13 protein-coding genes are annotated in these 15,831 nt (G+C 44.1%); 6 read left to right on the top strand and 7 right to left on the bottom strand.

From position 1 onward, the window contains the following. Nucleotides 1–144: 144 nt before the first annotated feature. The 3 genes from FTU71_RS13525 to FTU71_RS13535 all read right to left on the bottom strand — a co-directional run bounded on the left by FTU71_RS13525 (nucleotide 145) and on the right by FTU71_RS13535 (nucleotide 4,597). Nucleotides 145–621, bottom strand: coding sequence for a hypothetical protein (locus tag FTU71_RS13525; RefSeq protein WP_180009311.1), 477 nt, complete (start codon nucleotides 619–621; stop codon nucleotides 145–147). Between the two features lie 441 nt (nucleotides 622–1,062). Beyond that, nucleotides 1,063–3,747: a phosphoenolpyruvate carboxylase gene (gene ppc / locus FTU71_RS13530; RefSeq protein WP_179994297.1), complete on the bottom strand. Its 2,685-nt coding sequence runs from the start codon at nucleotides 3,745–3,747 to the stop codon at nucleotides 1,063–1,065. A gap of 235 nt (nucleotides 3,748–3,982) precedes the next feature. Continuing rightward, nucleotides 3,983–4,597 (bottom strand): TetR/AcrR family transcriptional regulator, encoded by a 615-nt coding sequence (locus tag FTU71_RS13535; protein WP_019837343.1) that lies wholly within the window; start codon nucleotides 4,595–4,597, stop codon nucleotides 3,983–3,985. A gap of 413 nt (nucleotides 4,598–5,010) precedes the next feature. Between FTU71_RS13535 and FTU71_RS13540 the strand changes: the two genes are divergently transcribed. The 4 genes from FTU71_RS13540 to dnaJ all read left to right on the top strand — a co-directional run bounded on the left by FTU71_RS13540 (nucleotide 5,011) and on the right by dnaJ (nucleotide 11,046). Continuing rightward, nucleotides 5,011–6,150 (top strand): efflux RND transporter periplasmic adaptor subunit, encoded by a 1,140-nt coding sequence (locus tag FTU71_RS13540; protein WP_180112093.1) that lies wholly within the window; start codon nucleotides 5,011–5,013, stop codon nucleotides 6,148–6,150. Between the two features lie 3 nt (nucleotides 6,151–6,153). Next, nucleotides 6,154–9,288, top strand: coding sequence for an efflux RND transporter permease subunit (locus FTU71_RS13545; protein WP_180112094.1), 3,135 nt, complete (start codon nucleotides 6,154–6,156; stop codon nucleotides 9,286–9,288). Nucleotides 9,289–9,423: 135 nt separating this feature from the next. Beyond that, complete coding sequence (locus FTU71_RS13550; protein WP_180072906.1) at nucleotides 9,424–9,801, top strand: hypothetical protein; 378 nt, start codon at nucleotides 9,424–9,426, stop codon at nucleotides 9,799–9,801. Nucleotides 9,802–9,930: 129 nt separating this feature from the next. Continuing rightward, nucleotides 9,931–11,046: a molecular chaperone DnaJ gene (gene dnaJ / locus FTU71_RS13555; protein ID WP_004970338.1), complete on the top strand. Its 1,116-nt coding sequence runs from the start codon at nucleotides 9,931–9,933 to the stop codon at nucleotides 11,044–11,046. A 94-nt stretch (nucleotides 11,047–11,140) separates the two neighbouring features. Here the strand turns inward: dnaJ and FTU71_RS13560 are convergent, their stop codons facing one another. Beyond that, complete coding sequence (locus FTU71_RS13560) at nucleotides 11,141–11,428, bottom strand: hypothetical protein (protein ID WP_178318998.1); 288 nt, start codon at nucleotides 11,426–11,428, stop codon at nucleotides 11,141–11,143. A gap of 282 nt (nucleotides 11,429–11,710) precedes the next feature. On the opposite strand from FTU71_RS13560, the gene dapB reads away from it, so the two are divergent. Both dapB and FTU71_RS13570 read left to right on the top strand, forming a co-directional pair. Beyond that, a complete protein-coding gene (gene dapB / locus FTU71_RS13565; protein WP_180112095.1) occupies nucleotides 11,711–12,532 on the top strand; it encodes a 4-hydroxy-tetrahydrodipicolinate reductase in 822 nt (273 codons plus the stop codon). Between the two features lie 156 nt (nucleotides 12,533–12,688). Next, a complete protein-coding gene (locus tag FTU71_RS13570; RefSeq protein WP_373684975.1) occupies nucleotides 12,689–13,306 on the top strand; it encodes an START domain-containing protein in 618 nt (205 codons plus the stop codon). A gap of 97 nt (nucleotides 13,307–13,403) precedes the next feature. On the opposite strand, the gene FTU71_RS13575 is transcribed toward FTU71_RS13570, so the two are convergent. The 3 genes from FTU71_RS13575 to FTU71_RS13585 all read right to left on the bottom strand — a co-directional run. Next, on the bottom strand, nucleotides 13,404–14,846 hold the full coding sequence (locus tag FTU71_RS13575) for a capsule assembly Wzi family protein (RefSeq protein WP_180112097.1): 1,443 nt from the start codon (nucleotides 14,844–14,846) through the stop codon (nucleotides 13,404–13,406). A gap of 176 nt (nucleotides 14,847–15,022) precedes the next feature. After that, nucleotides 15,023–15,397: an endonuclease domain-containing protein gene (locus FTU71_RS13580; protein ID WP_167845641.1), complete on the bottom strand. Its 375-nt coding sequence runs from the start codon at nucleotides 15,395–15,397 to the stop codon at nucleotides 15,023–15,025. A gap of 297 nt (nucleotides 15,398–15,694) precedes the next feature. After that, nucleotides 15,695–15,831, bottom strand: a 137-nt coding sequence (locus FTU71_RS13585; RefSeq protein WP_180052275.1) for an integrase core domain-containing protein, incomplete at its 5' end; no start/stop codon positions are given.

Consider the following 15,831-nt stretch of genomic DNA (forward strand, 5'->3'; position numbering starts at 1 on the left):
CGCCTTACAAAACTGTAAAGCGTATATTGCAAGAACGGACTGACCGCTACAAGTCGGAACTGACCGACTCAGGCTCTAGTTACACGCTTGGCAACAAGACATTAACAGAGTGCGAATTAGTCCTTGAGTATGTTTGAATACATTTTAAGGAACAGTTTGGGTGAGTGGATCAAGCAGAATTAGTTGTTGCTGATGTTCTTCACGAATCATCCAGCGTCCCAAAAAAGTATTAAATAAAATGGCCAACAGAACACCAATGATGGTGCTGCCAATCAAGTTATTGATGAGCATGAAATTTTGGAATTCCGCACTGGTAAACGTATAGGGCTGAAAAACGGGCGCATAGGGGATAATATTGCGCAAGGTCAGCAAAGAACCACCGTAAAATACCACCAAGCAGGGAATGGTGCCCCAAAAGATAATGCTGCGTTTAAACAACAATAAGCCTGTAAAAATGGAGCCAATGGTAAATACGCCTGTGAGTACCGTCATTTGACCCAGAAAATAGCCAATACTCATGAGTGAGCTGCTATAAAAGCCTAAACACAGAATTGGAAAATAATAGAGTGTGGTCTGATTTTCAGGAATACGATAGCTGATGACATATAAAGACCAAGGCAATCAGCAAATACAATATTAAACAACCCAATACCCATGGCAGCATGTATGGGGTAAACAGGGGTTGGCTTTGACTGAGCCAAAGTACCACTAAAAAGAGTAAATGAAAGAAAAAAACCAAGCCACTGACGACACGTGATTTTTGGATGTTATTTAAACTGAGGAGATTTTTATACCCTTGAAAAAATAAAAAATTTTTAGCTTTAATAAAGTCGTCATTGTAGAGCTTTCTGGCATAGGCAAGTCCAAACTCTTATTTATTGTCTAATCTAAGCATAATTCAAATAAGTTGAGACAGAAATCATAAAAAATGCCAGTTATCATGTTTTTTTATGATTTTTTCTACTTAGCCTAATATGTAGTCATCCGTCCCAAATCATGTTTAAGTGAGTGAATGAGCCACAAGCAGAGCATGACTCTGCTTGTTGTGCTATTCGTTAGGTCTTAACCTGTATTGCGTAAGCCTGCTGCAATCCCTGCAATACTCACCATGAGGGCATGATCGACAGGGGTATGTTCGGCATGCTGTTCTGCCAAATACAAACGACGACGTTTCATCAATTCTGCCTGTAGCAAATGCAGTGGCAATAAATAAGGTTTACGCACCCGCATCGATTGATCTAGCACATCATTGCTGCTGAGCAATTGCGATTCACCTTTAAGGGTCAGTAAAGTCGTCACAGCATCACGCAGACGTTGACGGAGTTGCTCACCCAGTTGTTTTAAGTCTTCGTCATCGGTCAGGTTAGATTCGTAGTACAGGGCAATATTGCTGTCGGCTTTAGACAACACCATTTCCAGCATATCAATCAAAGTCTGGAAATACGGCCAATCGCTGAGCATTTCATCCAAAGTGGCTTTTTGTCCCTGATCGAGCGTTTGGTTAATTGCTGCGCCTGTCCCTAACCAAGCAGGCAGCATCAAACGGATTTGTGTCCATGCAAATACCCATGGAATGGCACGTAAGGATTCAATTCCACCGCTCACTTTACGTTTCGCGGGACGTGAACCGAGTGGCAACATTTGCAATTCCAGCTCTGGCGTGACAGTGCGTAAATATTTCACAAAATGCGGATTTTCACGCACGGTTTGACGATAGACCTGCACCGAAAGTTCGGTCATGTTATCCATCAGCTCGCGCCATTCTGCTTTCGGCACAGGTGGTGGCATCAGCGTCGCTTCTAAGGTTGCAGCGGTATAGACTTCCAGATTTTGTAAGGCAACCCCTTCAAGCCCAAATTTAAAGCGAATCATTTCACCTTGTTCGGTGACGCGAATTGCACCTGAAATAGACCCTGGAGGTTGTGAGAACAATGCTTGTTGCGTTGGCGCACCGCCACGGCTGATGGAACCACCACGACCATGGAATAAAGTCAGCTGCACAGCATGTTGCTGCGCTACCGCAGTCAGTTCTTCCTGCGCGCGGTACTGTGCCCAGTTGGCAGACATGAAACCTGCATCTTTGGCGGAGTCTGAGTAGCCAATCATCACCTCATGTTTGCCCTGAATATGCTGCTTGTACCAATGCATATTAAATAGGGTATTCATGGTCTGAGCAGCCCCATCCAAGTCTTTCAGGGTTTCAAACAGTGGCACCACACGTAAAGGATGCTGAATGCCTGCTTCTTTTTGCAACAATAATACCGCCAACACATCACTTGGATATTCCGCCATGGAAATAATATAAGCCCCCAAACTTTCCTGCGGCTGTGCAGCCAAAGTGCGCATGGTGGCAAATACTTCTTGCACATCGGGATGTTGAATCAGGCTTTGTGCAGGTTCCTGCATGAATTTTGGCAATAACGGACGTTTACTTTGTAGCTCTTGAAGCAAGAAGTTCTGACGCGCTTGTTCAGTCCAAGTTTCAAAATTGCCCAAACCTAAATATTCGGTAATGGCAGAAATGGCTTGACGATGACGTCCCGATTCTTGGCGAATATCCAGTTTTAGTAATTCAATGCCGAAACAATTCACACGATGAATTAAATCCAACAATTTGCCGTTCGCAATGTCTGATAATTGGCAAGCCGTCAGCGAGCGATAACACAGCAATAAAGGCTGTAACAGTTCGTCTTTGCTTTTGATGACCAAACTGTCATCTGCATCTTTGCCTTGCAGTTTCGCTGCTAACCAGTCGCGGGTGGCTTTTAGGCGTTCGCGGGTGTCGCGTAAATATTCACGGTACGGCTCGGCATGGAAATGTCCCAAAGCATCTGCCAATTCTGGGCTGCATTGCTGAATGGAAAGTTCCCAACGCAGGTTTTCAATATCACGTAAATACAGTTCTGCTGCTTTCCAGCGTGACAGCCACAGCACTTCTTGAGTAACTTTATGAGTGACATTCGGGTTACCATCGCGGTCACCGCCCATCCAAGAGGCGAAACGCACAGGCGCAACACTCAGCGGCAGGCTTTGCCCACAATGTTCCTGCACAATGCTGTCTAACTCACGCATGAATTTAGGCACCGCATTCCACAAGGTTTGTTCGATGGTGGTAAAGCCCCATTTGGCTTCATCGACAGGGGTTGGGCGATGTTGGCGAATTTCATCGGTTTGCCAAGCCGAGCTGATCAGCTGTTTTAAATCTGCCAAAACTGCCTGACGTTCACGTGGTGTCAGTTTTTGCTGATCCATTTTAAACAAGCAGTCATTAATATCGTCATATTTTTGAATGAGGGTACGACGGCTGACTTCAGTCGGATGCGCAGTTAAAACCAACTCAATTTTTAGCTCGCAGACTTGTTGAAAGAGTGTTTCTGCAGAAATTTGGTTGTCTTTAAACTTGATAAATAAGTGATCTAGCGGGTTTGGAGAAACGCCATTTTCATCAAATTCGCTTTGGCGACGGCTCCGCACCACATGATATTGCTCAGCGATGTTGGCAAAATTCAAAAAGTGGGTAAAGGCACGGGTGAGCGGTAAGATTTCGTCATCTTCCAGACTTAAAAACAGTTGTTCGAGTTGTTTTTCAGCTTCGGCTTGTCCATCGCGCGCGCCTTTAGATAAAGCACGAATTTGTTCGACCTGATTAAACAAATCTTGTCCTGCGTGTAACTTGAGGGTTTCACCCAATAAGTTGCCAAGTAAGCGTACGTCATCGCGTAGAGGAGCATCAATTTGTTGAATCATTCGTTGTTCTCCATGTTCTGTGTTTTTCTACTCTGTTAAGACTATACCCCGATTTAGATACAATCCAAGCGGGCTATCTACAAAAGTTGCATGGATTTTGCGCATCTGAAGTTATAGTGCCAAGTGGCAGTATTTAGGAGAGAAATACAGGACGGAGATATGAGTCAGTTGATCATTCGTATATGTGTAAGGTGAGAGTTAGATTTCGCATGATGAGGCTGCAAAATTAGCTTGCTCAGCCATAACGCAGCATAAAAATACCAATCGCATCTTCAATAATCTTTTGAGATTGTGCAGCATCGGGCACGGCACGTACACCGAGTAAAACTTCATGGTGACGTAAACCATGCAGTAAGGAAACGATCAATTCAGTTTGCGTTTTTGGTTCATCGGCCTGAATAAACTGCAATTCTACTGCTTGGCGAAAGAAGCTTTCCCACATCGCGCGAAGTTTGGCATGTGAGGCATTGTAAAACTGCAATGCCAACGGATTTTGCTCCGAGGCCAGTTCCATCAGCAAATGTTCTAATTTAATCGCTTCAGGCATATTGACCAAGTTCAAGGACAGTTTACAGGCTTGGTATAAGGCCTGCTTAAAATTGCTATGTGCAGTCAAGTCCAAAGGTTGTGCTTTGAGCAGACTTTCACAGGTTTCTTCAATGGCACAGGAAAATAACGTGGCTTTGTCTTGAAAGTGGTTATACACCGTTAATTTGGTCACGCCTGCTTCACGTGCAATCTGATTCATACTAGAACCATGAAAGCCCAACTTTAAAAACAAGTGTTTTGCCGACATTAAAATGCGTTGGCGTTTTTCTAAATCTTTTGGTCGTCCGACATGAATCTGCACACGCTCATCCTAATTTGCATCAGTACAACTGGAAAATGACGCTTCAGTTTTAATTAATGTACCCAGTGGTATATTAATTAAAAAATAATCAATTTAATATAGGGGTTTGCACGCACTTCATAAATGGCTTGCGCTGTAGGCTAAAACTGAGCAGATCAGGCATGAAACGCAGGGAATAGCGAGACTATTACCAAGTTTCATAACGCAATCTGAGAAAGTTTTAGCCACAGTCCTTTGGAACAAGCATATTTTTTACTGCTATTACGTTATGAGTCAGTTACTTAGAATGACTAAGTTTCCTGCCTCATGCCTTATATCAGCTAAAAATATGCGCTGTCGCAAACATAGACGAAGTGTCAGCAAACCCTACCGTATTCTGCCCTAAAAAAAACGTTTAAATAAGAGCAAACCTGATGAACACGACTCAGAATCTCATTGCCAGCCTGATGCTGCTGTGCTGTATCACCCTAATTGGATGCAGTAAGCAAAAAACCGAGGTTGAACAGGAAGTCCCTTTGGTGATGGTGACCCAGCCCAGCAGTTTACATCTTGAGCAAAAAAGCTATGCAGGCGAGGTGCAAGCACGTCAGCAAACGGCTTTGGCATTTCGGGTTGCAGGGCAAGTTACACAGCGTTTTGCCGATGTGGGAGATCAGGTCAAAGTTGGGCAAGTCTTAGCAAAACTGGATGTGCAAGATGCCGCATTGCAGCTCAATGCCGCGCGTGCGCAACTGGAAAGTGCGCAATCTGCTGCAAAAGTTGCTAGCGATGAGTTACAGCGTTTTCAGCAATTATTACCCATGAATGCAGTCAGCCGCTCGCAATATGATGCAGTCAAAAACCAGTATCAACATGCCATGGCGCAGTTGAAACAGGCGCAGTCCAATTATGCGGTTAGCAGTAATCAAACCGACTATAACCAGTTACGTGCCACAAAAAATGGTGTGATTACTGAACGCAATATTGAAGTTGGGCAGGTTTTAGCGGCAGGGCAGGTCGCTTATCAATTGGCGATTGATGGGGAGCGTGAAGTCGTGATTGGCGTGCCTGAACAAGCGGTGGGTGAAATTCGAGTCGGGCAAGAGGCAACGGTAAGTTTATGGTCACAACCCGATACCCGTTTTGCAGGTACGGTTCGAGAAATTTCCCCTGCGGCAGATCAGTCGCGTACTTTTAAAGTCAAAGTGGCTTTACGCGAAGGCAATGCACAGATTCAATTGGGGCAAAGTGCGCGAGTATTTTTGACCCGCCAAGCCAATCAGGGCTTATATGTGCCTTTATCTAGTGTGTCGGCAACAGGGCAACAAGCCTTTGTTTTGGTCTTACAGCCCGACTCAACTGTGCGCCAAGTTCCTGTTACATTGGGCGCTTATGGACGTGACAGCGTACCTGTACTGAGTGGCTTACAGCCGCAAGATTATGTGGTGATGGGAGGCGTACATTTACTGCGTGATCGTCAAAAAATCCGCCCAATTAACCGTGACAATCAAGCTGTACAGGCGGTCAATCCAACCGCTCAGGCAGCTCCTGCTGCTACACAGACGGAGCGTTAAAATATGAATTTTAACTTATCCGAATGGGCGTTAAAAAATAAGGGTTTAGTGGTCTATTTGATGCTGTTGTTGGGCATTGTTGGTATTTTTTCCTACTCTAAACTGGCACAAAGTGAAGATCCACCGTTTACTTTTAAAGTGATGGTGATTCAAACCTATTGGCCGGGAGCGAGCGCCAAAGAGGTCTCGTTACAAGTCACTGACCGTATTGAAAAAGAATTGATGAGCACGGGCGATTATGAACGCATCATGGCCTATTCGCGTCCGGGCGAGTCCATGGTGACTTTTATTGCCAAAGATTCTATGCGCTCCAGCCAAATTCCAGATGTTTGGTACAAGGTGCGTAAAAAGGTCAATGACATTCGCCATGAACTGCCACAAGGGGTACAAGGCCCATTTTTTAATGATGAGTTTGGCGACACTTTTGGCAATATTTATGTGCTGACAGGCGCAGACTATGACTACGCCACCCTCAAAGAATATGCCGACCGTTTGCAGCTACAATTACAGCGGGTCAAAGATGTAGCCAAAGTTAATTTGGTGGGTTTACAAGATCAAAAAATATGGATTGAGTTATCTAACACCAAAGCCGCGCAACTCGGTATTCCTGTTACCGCGATTCAGCAAGCCTTACAACAACAAAACAGCATGGCAAGCGCAGGTTTTTTTGAAACCCATTCAGACCGTATTCAGGTACGTGTCAGCGGTGCGTTGCACAGTGTTGATGAGCTAAAACAAATGCCGCTGTTGGTAAATGGCACCACCATTCAACTGGGCGATGTTGCCGAAGTCTATCGCGGGTTTAGCGAACCTGCCCAACCACGTATGCGCTTTATGGGCGAAAACGGCATTGGCATTGCGGTGTCGATGCGTAAAGGCGGTGATATTCTGGCTTTGGGTGAAAATCTGGAAACAGAATTTGCCCGTTTGCAAAAGACCTTGCCTTTGGGCATGCAACTGCAAAAAGTTTCTGATCAGCCTGTTGCGGTAAAACACAGCGTCAATGAATTTATGAAAGTCTTGGCTGAGGCGGTGATTATCGTGCTTTTGGTCAGCTTCTTTTCATTGGGTTTTCGTACTGGCTTGGTGGTGGCATTTTCTATTCCACTGGTTTTGGCGATGACTTTTGCAGGTATGCATTTGTTTGATGTCGGGCTGCACAAAATTTCACTCGGTGCGCTTATTCTAGCGCTCGGATTATTGGTGGATGACGCCATTATCGCCATTGAAATGATGGCAATTAAGATGGAGCAAGGCTATAGCCGTTTGCAAGCTGCAGGCCATGCGTGGCGAACAACTGCTTTCCCTATGCTGACAGGGACATTGATTACCGCAGCAGGTTTTTTACCCATTGCCACAGCAGCCTCAAGTACAGGGGAATATACCCGTTCAATTTTCCAAGTGGTGACCATTGCTTTGGTGGTGTCCTGGTTTGCTGCCGTGCTATTCGTGCCGTATCTGGGCGATAAATTATTGCCAGATTTTCAGCGTCATGCACAGCGAGCGCCGTGGTATCAACGTCTTTGGGCGCGTGTACGCAAACAAGCTGAACCGCAGCCTGTGCTACAGCACGCAGGTGAATTACACGACCCATATCAAACCCGCTTTTATCAAGTGTTTCGAGGTTGGGTCAATACCTGTGTGCGCTATCGTAAAACCGTCATTGCAGCGACCGTGGCCATTTTTGTCCTATCCATTGCCATGTTTAAATTGGTACCGCAGCAATTCTTTCCGCCTTCCAATCGGGCAGAAATTTTAGTCGATTTAAAACTTGAAGAGGGTGCATCCTTAACAGCCACAGAAGCAGCCGTTAAAAAAGTTGAAAAATTTTTAGTACAACAACAAGGTATCGACAATTATGTAGCCTATGTCGGCACAGGTTCACCGCGTTTCTATTTGCCTTTAGATCAGCAATTACCGCAGGCCAGTTTTGCCCAATTTGTGGTATTGGCATCGTCTTTAGAAGACCGCAATGAAATTCGCCGTAATTTATCTGAACAAATTCGCTTGTTATTGCCAGAGGTGCGTACTCGCGTGTCATTATTGGAAAATGGCCCACCAGTGGGTTATCCATTGCAATTCCGCGTGTCAGGAGAAGACTTGGCACAAGTGCGACAATGGGCACAGCAAGTCGCAGCCACCATCAGTGCCAATCCAAACAGTACCAATGTGCATTTAGATTGGGGTGAGCCGAGCAAAGTCATTCAATTGCAGATTGATCAAGACCGTGCCCGTCAAATGGGGGTGTCGAGTCTGGATTTAGCTAACTTCCTTAATAGCTCTATCAGTGGCGCCGCAATCAACCAGTATCGTGAAAAACGTGAACTGATTGAAATCCGTTTACGTGGTGATCAAACCGAGCGCCTAGATGTCGCATCTTTAAGCAGTTTGGCTATACCGACTTCACGTGGAACATCGGTGCCGTTGGCGCAAATTGCACAAATTGAATACCGTTTTGAAGAAGGCTTAATTTGGCATCGTAACCGCTTGCCGACCATTACCGTACGTGGTGATATTCGTAGCAATTTGCAACCTGCAACGGTGGTGGCAGAACTGTCTGAACCGATGGCAGCCTTGCGTGAAAAATTGCCAAATGGCTATTTAATTGAAGTGGGCGGTACAGTTGAAGAGTCGGCACGTGGGCAAAAGTCAGTCAATGCAGGCATGCCATTTTTCCTTGCAGTGGTGATGACCTTGTTAATGATTCAGCTGCGTAGCATGTCTCGTGCATTCATCGTATTTTTGACTGCACCGCTCGGCATTATTGGCGTGGTATTGTTTCTGTTGCTGTTTAACAAACCCTTTGGTTTTGTGGCGATGCTCGGCACCATTGCCTTATCGGGCATGATCATGCGCAATTCTTTGATTTTAATTGATCAGATTGAGCAGTATATTCGGGCTGGGGAATCGCAGTGGGACGCGATTATTAACGCTACGGTGCGCCGTTGTCGTCCAATTGTACTGACCGCTTTGGCGGCAGTATTGGCCATGATTCCACTTTCTCGCAGTATTTTCTTTGGCCCGATGGCCGTGTCAATTATGGGTGGATTAATTGTCGCGACCCTATTAACCCTGTTCTTTTTACCTGCATTATATGCACAGTGGTTTAAAGTGAAAAAAAATCCACATAATCTGTAAAAGTGACATAATAACGGGTGCGAAACTTGGAAAATTTCAATATAGTAGCACCTTATATTTTTCAGCCTTTGCATACGTCACAGCATGCGCCAGATTAAAAAATAAAGCATGGCACAGATGGGGTTAAATCACATTATGAAGCAAGATAACTTGTTAAAGTTGCGCCGTTCGGTTGCGATCTCTTACGTGTTTATGTTTTTTGCTTTATTTACTGTGGTGAGTGGTGCATTGGCGTATTGGTATGCACGAAAAGTGATTGTGGTCGATAGCACTGAAGTCTGGTTACAGGCACAGGCTTTATGGATCATGCGTAATGTGGTGATTTACAGTGTGTTGGCATTGTTTGCTGCATTGTGGTTTATTCCATTGGCCTTCTTTCCTTGGGATGCCTTTTTATGGGTCAAAGCCTGCACCGTAGCAGGTGTGGTCTTTGCCGTGATTGCCTTCTTATTTTTAATCAATGCTTGGATTAAAGGGCTATCCAAATTTTTGAAAAATAAAGCTGTGTTCTAATGGCTTGAACTTCATCTAAAGCACTTCAGCTAAAATTTTTAACAGCTTTTCCTTGTAAAACTCAGTTTGACCCCAATTTCAGACTTCAGTTAAGTTTTAAATAGAATTCCGTGAGGAGCATCGCCAGACATGGCTAAACGTGATTATTATGAGGTTTTGGGCGTCTCTAAAACCGCTAGTGATGATGAAATTAAAAAAGCCTACCGTAAGTTGGCGATGAAATATCATCCAGACCGTAACCCGGACAATCCTGAAGCTGAAGAGAAGTTTAAAGAAGCTTCAGAAGCGTATGAAGTTCTGTCAGACAGCGAAAAACGCAGCATGTACGACCGTATGGGCCATCAAGCCTTTGAAGGTGGTATGGGCGGTGGTGCTGGCGGCTTCGGTGGTTTCAGTGCGGAAGATATTTTCAGCCAGTTTGGGGATATTTTCGGTGGAGCCTTTGGTGGGGGGGGGCGTGGCCAGCAACGTCAACGCCGTGGTTCAGACTTACGCTATGTGATGGAATTGACGCTTGAAGAAGCAGTCAAAGGCGTTAAGAAAACCATCACCTTTACAGCACCTGCGCCATGTGAAGCTTGTGATGGTAAAGGCTCAGAAAATCCAAATGATGTTGAAACTTGTCCAACCTGTCATGGTGCGGGTCAAGTACGCATGCAACAAGGGTTCTTCTCGGTACAGCAAACTTGTAGTACCTGTCGTGGTCAGGGCAAAATCATCAAGAATCCATGTAAAAAATGTCATGGTTCGGGTGTGTCAGATCGTCAGCAAACCCTTGAGGTGACCATTCCTGCTGGCGTGGACAATGGCGACCGCGTACGCTTAACAGGTAAAGGTGAAGCCATTCGTGATGGTCAATCGGGCGACCTATATGTAGAAGTGGTGGTGCGTGAGCACGAAATCTTCCAGCGTGATGGTGCTGATCTGTATATGGATGTGCCTGTTAGCATTGCCGATGCTGCTTTAGGTAAGGAAATTGAAATTCCTACTCTAGATGGTCGCGTGAGCCTGAAAGTACCTGAGGGAACACAAACGGGTAAATTGTTCCGTTTGCGTGGTAAAGGGGTAAAACCTGTGCGTACCAGTATGCAGGGCGATTTACTCTGCCGTATTGTGGTGGAAACACCTGTGAATTTAACGGCACGTCAGCGTGAATTGTTAAAAGAGTTGCAGACGACGATGGAAGGTGAGGGCAGTCAGTCATCACCAAAGAAAAAGTCTTTCTTTGATCGTTTGTTTGATTAAGGAAACCTAGGTTAGGTATGTCAAAGCACGACCTCATCTAAACTCAAAAATAAAGGCGATCTTGAAGATCGCCTTTGTTGTATCTGCTGTACTCTTATTCGACTTCAGGTACATCAATCTCTAAAACATCCACCATTTCAGTCGTTGCTGTTTCAACGGTAGTTTGTGGTTGAACGGTTGCAACAACCACATTTTCCGTTGGTGCTGTTTCTTCTAGTTCAGGTGCATCGACTTCAACAGCAAGAGGTTCTTGTAGTGTCACGCTAATACGGACTTTAGACAGGCTTTCTAGCGTATCCCCTTCTTGAAGTGCAGGCTCTGCAAATACGGATGCTGTGCTCATGCCTAACAATAATGCCAATACAATTTTCTTCGAATGCATGTAAATCCCCTTTAATTTTTGCAGTTGTTATCATTCGTGCAGGCTAGTCTGCGCATACAAGTTTGCAAATTTGTGAAATAAAATAAAAAATGAGTATTTTCAGATAAATTTTTAGCATCGCTTCGTTAAAAGTTTACCTGAGGTATGTAAAGTGACCATCAGCAGCCCAGTCAAAGTCGCTTTCCGATAAAAATAAACCCAGAAACTTGGCAGACAAACTTAGTCTAGGCAGCGAGTTTTGCTATAGTAAGCACAATTTAGAATCTATTTTAGGAATATGCTATGTCAGCAACTCCACGCATTGGTGTATTAGGCGCAGGCGGCCGCATGGGACGCATCTTAATTCAAGCTGTTCAAGAAGCAGGCTACCAATTGGCTGCCGCAGTAGAGCGTCCAGAAAGCAGTTTATTGGGTGCAGATGCAGGAGAGTTGGCAGGTGTGGGTACACTCGGTGTGAAAGTCGTGGGCAGCCTAGAACAAGTATTAGCTGACTGCGATGTCGTGATCGACTTTACCGCACCAGTTGCTACTGCACAGCACTTAAAGCTTTGTCGTGAAGCAGGCGTGGCGATTGTGATTGGCACCACAGGCATGAATGATGAACAAAAAGCACTCTTAGAAGAATCGGCTCAACAGACCCCAGTGGTGTATGCCGCCAACTATTCAGTTGGGGTAAACGTATCTATTAAACTGCTGGAATTAGCAGCCAAAGTCTTTGGCGATAGCGTAGATATTGAAGTGATTGAAGCGCATCATCGTCATAAAGTCGATGCACCATCAGGCACGGCATTAATGATGGGTGAAGCCATTGCAGCAACCTTAGGTCGTGATTTAAAACAAGATGCCGTTTATTGCCGTGAAGGACATACAGGGCCACGTGAACGGAAGAGCATTGGTTTCCAAACCATTCGTGGTGGCGACATTGTGGGTGAACATACCGCGATGTTTATTGCCGATGGCGAGCGTGTGGAAATTACTCACAAAGCCACCAACCGCATGAACTTTGCTGCAGGTGCCGTGCGTGCTGCAGCGTGGGTAGTGGGACGCGAAGCGCGTAAATACGATATGAAAGATGTCCTTGGATTTAACGATATTCAGGTTTAAATCGCCACTGATGATAAAATAATAAAAACTGCTTGAACAAATCGTGATCTGCAGTTAAAACTAGGGTCTGATGTCATGGATGATGACGCATCAGACCCCACATAAAACTAAAATAAGATGCACAAGATAATGAAAAAAATTCTGCCAATTCTTGGCATGATCGCCTGTAGCTGTATCACGCATGCGCAAAGCCTTGAACATGCCAAACTGAGCATACATAAAAACAATATTAAAGTCTGGACCTTTCAACAGCAGTCTAGCCCTGTGTTTTTGTATAAGGCAGAAACCACCTTTAATGTGCCTTTAGAAAAAGCAGCTGCTCTAATTTTAGATGTTGATCATGCCGTGAAATGGGTGCCTTATGTGGGCAGCGTGAAAGTCTTGTCACGAGATGATCAGAAAGGTGAGTTCTTACTGTACATGGTGCTGGACTTTCCATTTCCCTTGAAAGACCGAGATTTAGTGGTTAAAGGCAAAATGAGCAAAGATGCACAGGGGATTATCAGCATTCAAAACACAGCCATTGAAGGCGGCTATCCGCTAAATCCTGACTATGTGCGTATTCGGCAGTATGAGGGCGATTGGACTTTTCAGAAATTGGGCAATCAGAAAGTAAAGGTCAGTACCTATGGCTATGCCAACCCTGAAGGTGCCATTCCTTTAAGCTTTGTGAATATGTTTGTGCAGCAACAACCGTATCAAATGCTGCAAAAGATGAAAATTGAATTGGGTAAAAACCGTAATTATAAGGGATTGCCTGAAATTTTACGTTAAGTTTAGCCTGTGTGGGCTTTAGAGCATGATGCAAAATAAAATGGATGAAATCGGTGTCGATCTCATCCATGATGTATTTTCGGTCTAGCTTATAGACTTAATAAGAAAACAGCCCTTTTTCTAAAGGAAATTCAATGCCAATCGATGCACCGCCATCATTGCCATGGACATCTGAATCGCTGATCCAGCCATTCAGTTTAAGTGGAATATCTGGGCGTAAATAGTGTGTCCAAGTCAAATCCAAAGCTTTTAACTGATCTTTTTCTGGGAAAGCTTGGTTAGTTGTGCGGTTTGATTCATTTAATTTGGCAAACAGCATACGTGCATTCACGCGATTCATACGATCAAAACGAATATCACCACCGACTGAAATCATTTGTCCATCACCGCCAATAGCATGCGCTAAAGGATAGCCATGTTGGTAGAAACCGTCAGTATAGGTGCTGTGATTATAAGTGATACCTTGTGCTGTACCGTTGGTACGGGTGTCAGCCCATTCAGTATAGAGTTGGAATGGCATATTCTGATAGCTTGATGAATAGTCTACCCCAGCCAAATACATTTTTTTAGCGGGTAAGCCGCCTGCTTCATCTTCACCTGCATATTGTGCATAGACGCCCATTGGCACTTCTAGCAATGGTTGTAGGTTCAAACGCGCATCAAAGCCTGCAATTTGGTTAGAGGGGTCAGGTTCGCCAGTACCACCATTGTCTTTATTGCCAACAAAAGCATCCCAAAGTGAGTTCAAGCTTTCAGGTCGACCTTCACCCCCCCATTGAAAGGCACGTGAAGCACCCAATTCCAAATAAGGCAGCGGTTGTGCAGTGACACGTAAACCAATTAATTTGGCATCGGGTACAGCATCATAATCCTGCAACTGACCTGCAAAGGCTTGATATTGCCATGGACCAATCCATGATAACCATTTGTTGCTGAAAGCTTGTTGTTCAGCACGTTGCATAGTTACGCCGTAAACTGGGCGGCTAGCATCGCCACGAATTAAACTGCCATCATGTGCAGGACCCCAATATGTTGGAATTTGCCCTGCAATGAGCCATTGATTCCAAAGTTTGGCTGCAATATACGAACCTTCAACATTGACATCTTGATCGTTGTCAATTTGTGGATCTTTTTCTGCATTGACCCTAATTTTAGCATCCCAGTTTTGATTGCCTGCATTGAGTTCCAAACCTGCTTGATATTGTGCTTTTTGTTGGTCGCCAAAGGCCTGTGGAATATTCTTTTGATCTGTTTCTGCAAAAAGCGAGGCTTTGAGCAGTTGGTTATTAGCATTTAAATGTGCCACAACTGCATCGATGACTTTTTGATGATTGTTGTTGCTGACATTGGCTTGAGAAAGTGCACGTTGAATTTCATCACCACTCATAGGCCAAGTTGAAGTACTGATTTGAATAACACCTTGCTGATTTAGCCAGTTTAAATCGGTACGTAAGTTTTGGTCATTTAAGACAATGCCTTGGGCAAAGGTTAAGGATGAGCTTAATGCCAGTGTCGCCAACAGCGCTTTGGGTGGAAACATGCTTATATATTCTCAGCGTTTATAAACTGTAACCAAGATAGGTTTTTGAGTGGAGTTTTGCAATTTGAATTGTTGAGTATTGTTGTAAATTTCAACAGAAAATTATTCTGTAAACGGTGGAGGCTAGCACTAGTAAGGGCTTTGTAATAAATGCTCCCACCCTTTTTAAAGGGAGGCTAGGAGGGATTATCAGCGTGTTGACTTAAAATCACATTTTCAATCGTTTGGACGACTGCATCGAGTTCATGCAAAATTTGTAAATTGTTAAATCTTAACACCGTTAAATTTAACTGAGTTAAAGCCTGATCACGTAATAAATCATACTTTAAGCCTTTTTCGTTCAAATGTTGGCTGCCATCGCATTCAATAATTAAACTTGCCGCAGGACAGTAAAAATCTACAATAAAATTCAGAATAGGCTTTTGCCGATAAAACTGTAAGCCCAAGATTTGTTTTTGACGCAGTCGTAACCAGAGTTTTTGTTCTGCTTCGGTCATATTGTTTCTTAACTGTCGTGCGTTATATTTTAAATTTTTGTTATAGGGTTGCATGGTTTTTTATTCTTTGTTTTAAAAAGTGGTTTATTTTTAATTAGCTTTCTTGTGACATACATAGCTCATCTTTTTAGATTTTTTTAATCCCCCTCCTTGCGCCATATATGGCTCACCTTTTTCAAAGGGGGAAGCTAGCACAAGCAGAGGCTTTGTAATGAAACATTCCTCCCTTTTTAAAGGGAGGTTAGGAGGGATTTTAACGTTGGTGGCTTTTGCTGTATATAGCTCACGTTAAAGGTGGTTCCACTTGTTTGAACAACTAAAAGCGTATTTATAAGTGATATTCCGCTCTAGTTAAGCCACTTTGTTTTGTTGGGGTAGCTGATCATAGTAAAACTCATTTGGTGTCATTTTGTCTAGACTCGAATGAGGTCGTTTCAGATTATAAAACTCAAAATATGCACTCAATTGCTTTTTCGCATCTGTGACAC

Source organism: Acinetobacter sp. YH12136 (assembly GCF_013418545.1).
In the GTDB taxonomy this organism is placed as follows: domain Bacteria; phylum Pseudomonadota; class Gammaproteobacteria; order Pseudomonadales; family Moraxellaceae; genus Acinetobacter; species Acinetobacter towneri.

Excerpts from the sequence above, each read along its gene's own strand:
- ppc (WP_179994297.1), bottom strand. The coding sequence starts at position 3,747 with ATGATTCAACAAATTGATGCTCCTCTACGCGATGACGTACGCTTACTT.
- FTU71_RS13540 (WP_180112093.1), top strand. The coding sequence starts at position 5,011 with ATGAACACGACTCAGAATCTCATTGCCAGCCTGATGCTGCTGTGCTGT.
- FTU71_RS13545 (WP_180112094.1), top strand. The coding sequence starts at position 6,154 with ATGAATTTTAACTTATCCGAATGGGCGTTAAAAAATAAGGGTTTAGTG.
- FTU71_RS13550 (WP_180072906.1), top strand. The coding sequence starts at position 9,424 with ATGAAGCAAGATAACTTGTTAAAGTTGCGCCGTTCGGTTGCGATCTCT.
- dnaJ (WP_004970338.1), top strand. The coding sequence starts at position 9,931 with ATGGCTAAACGTGATTATTATGAGGTTTTGGGCGTCTCTAAAACCGCT.
- FTU71_RS13560 (WP_178318998.1), bottom strand. The coding sequence starts at position 11,428 with ATGCATTCGAAGAAAATTGTATTGGCATTATTGTTAGGCATGAGCACA.
- dapB (WP_180112095.1), top strand. The coding sequence starts at position 11,711 with ATGTCAGCAACTCCACGCATTGGTGTATTAGGCGCAGGCGGCCGCATG.
- FTU71_RS13570 (WP_373684975.1), top strand. The coding sequence starts at position 12,689 with ATGATCGCCTGTAGCTGTATCACGCATGCGCAAAGCCTTGAACATGCC.
- FTU71_RS13575 (WP_180112097.1), bottom strand. The coding sequence starts at position 14,846 with ATGTTTCCACCCAAAGCGCTGTTGGCGACACTGGCATTAAGCTCATCC.
- FTU71_RS13580 (WP_167845641.1), bottom strand. The coding sequence starts at position 15,397 with ATGCAACCCTATAACAAAAATTTAAAATATAACGCACGACAGTTAAGA.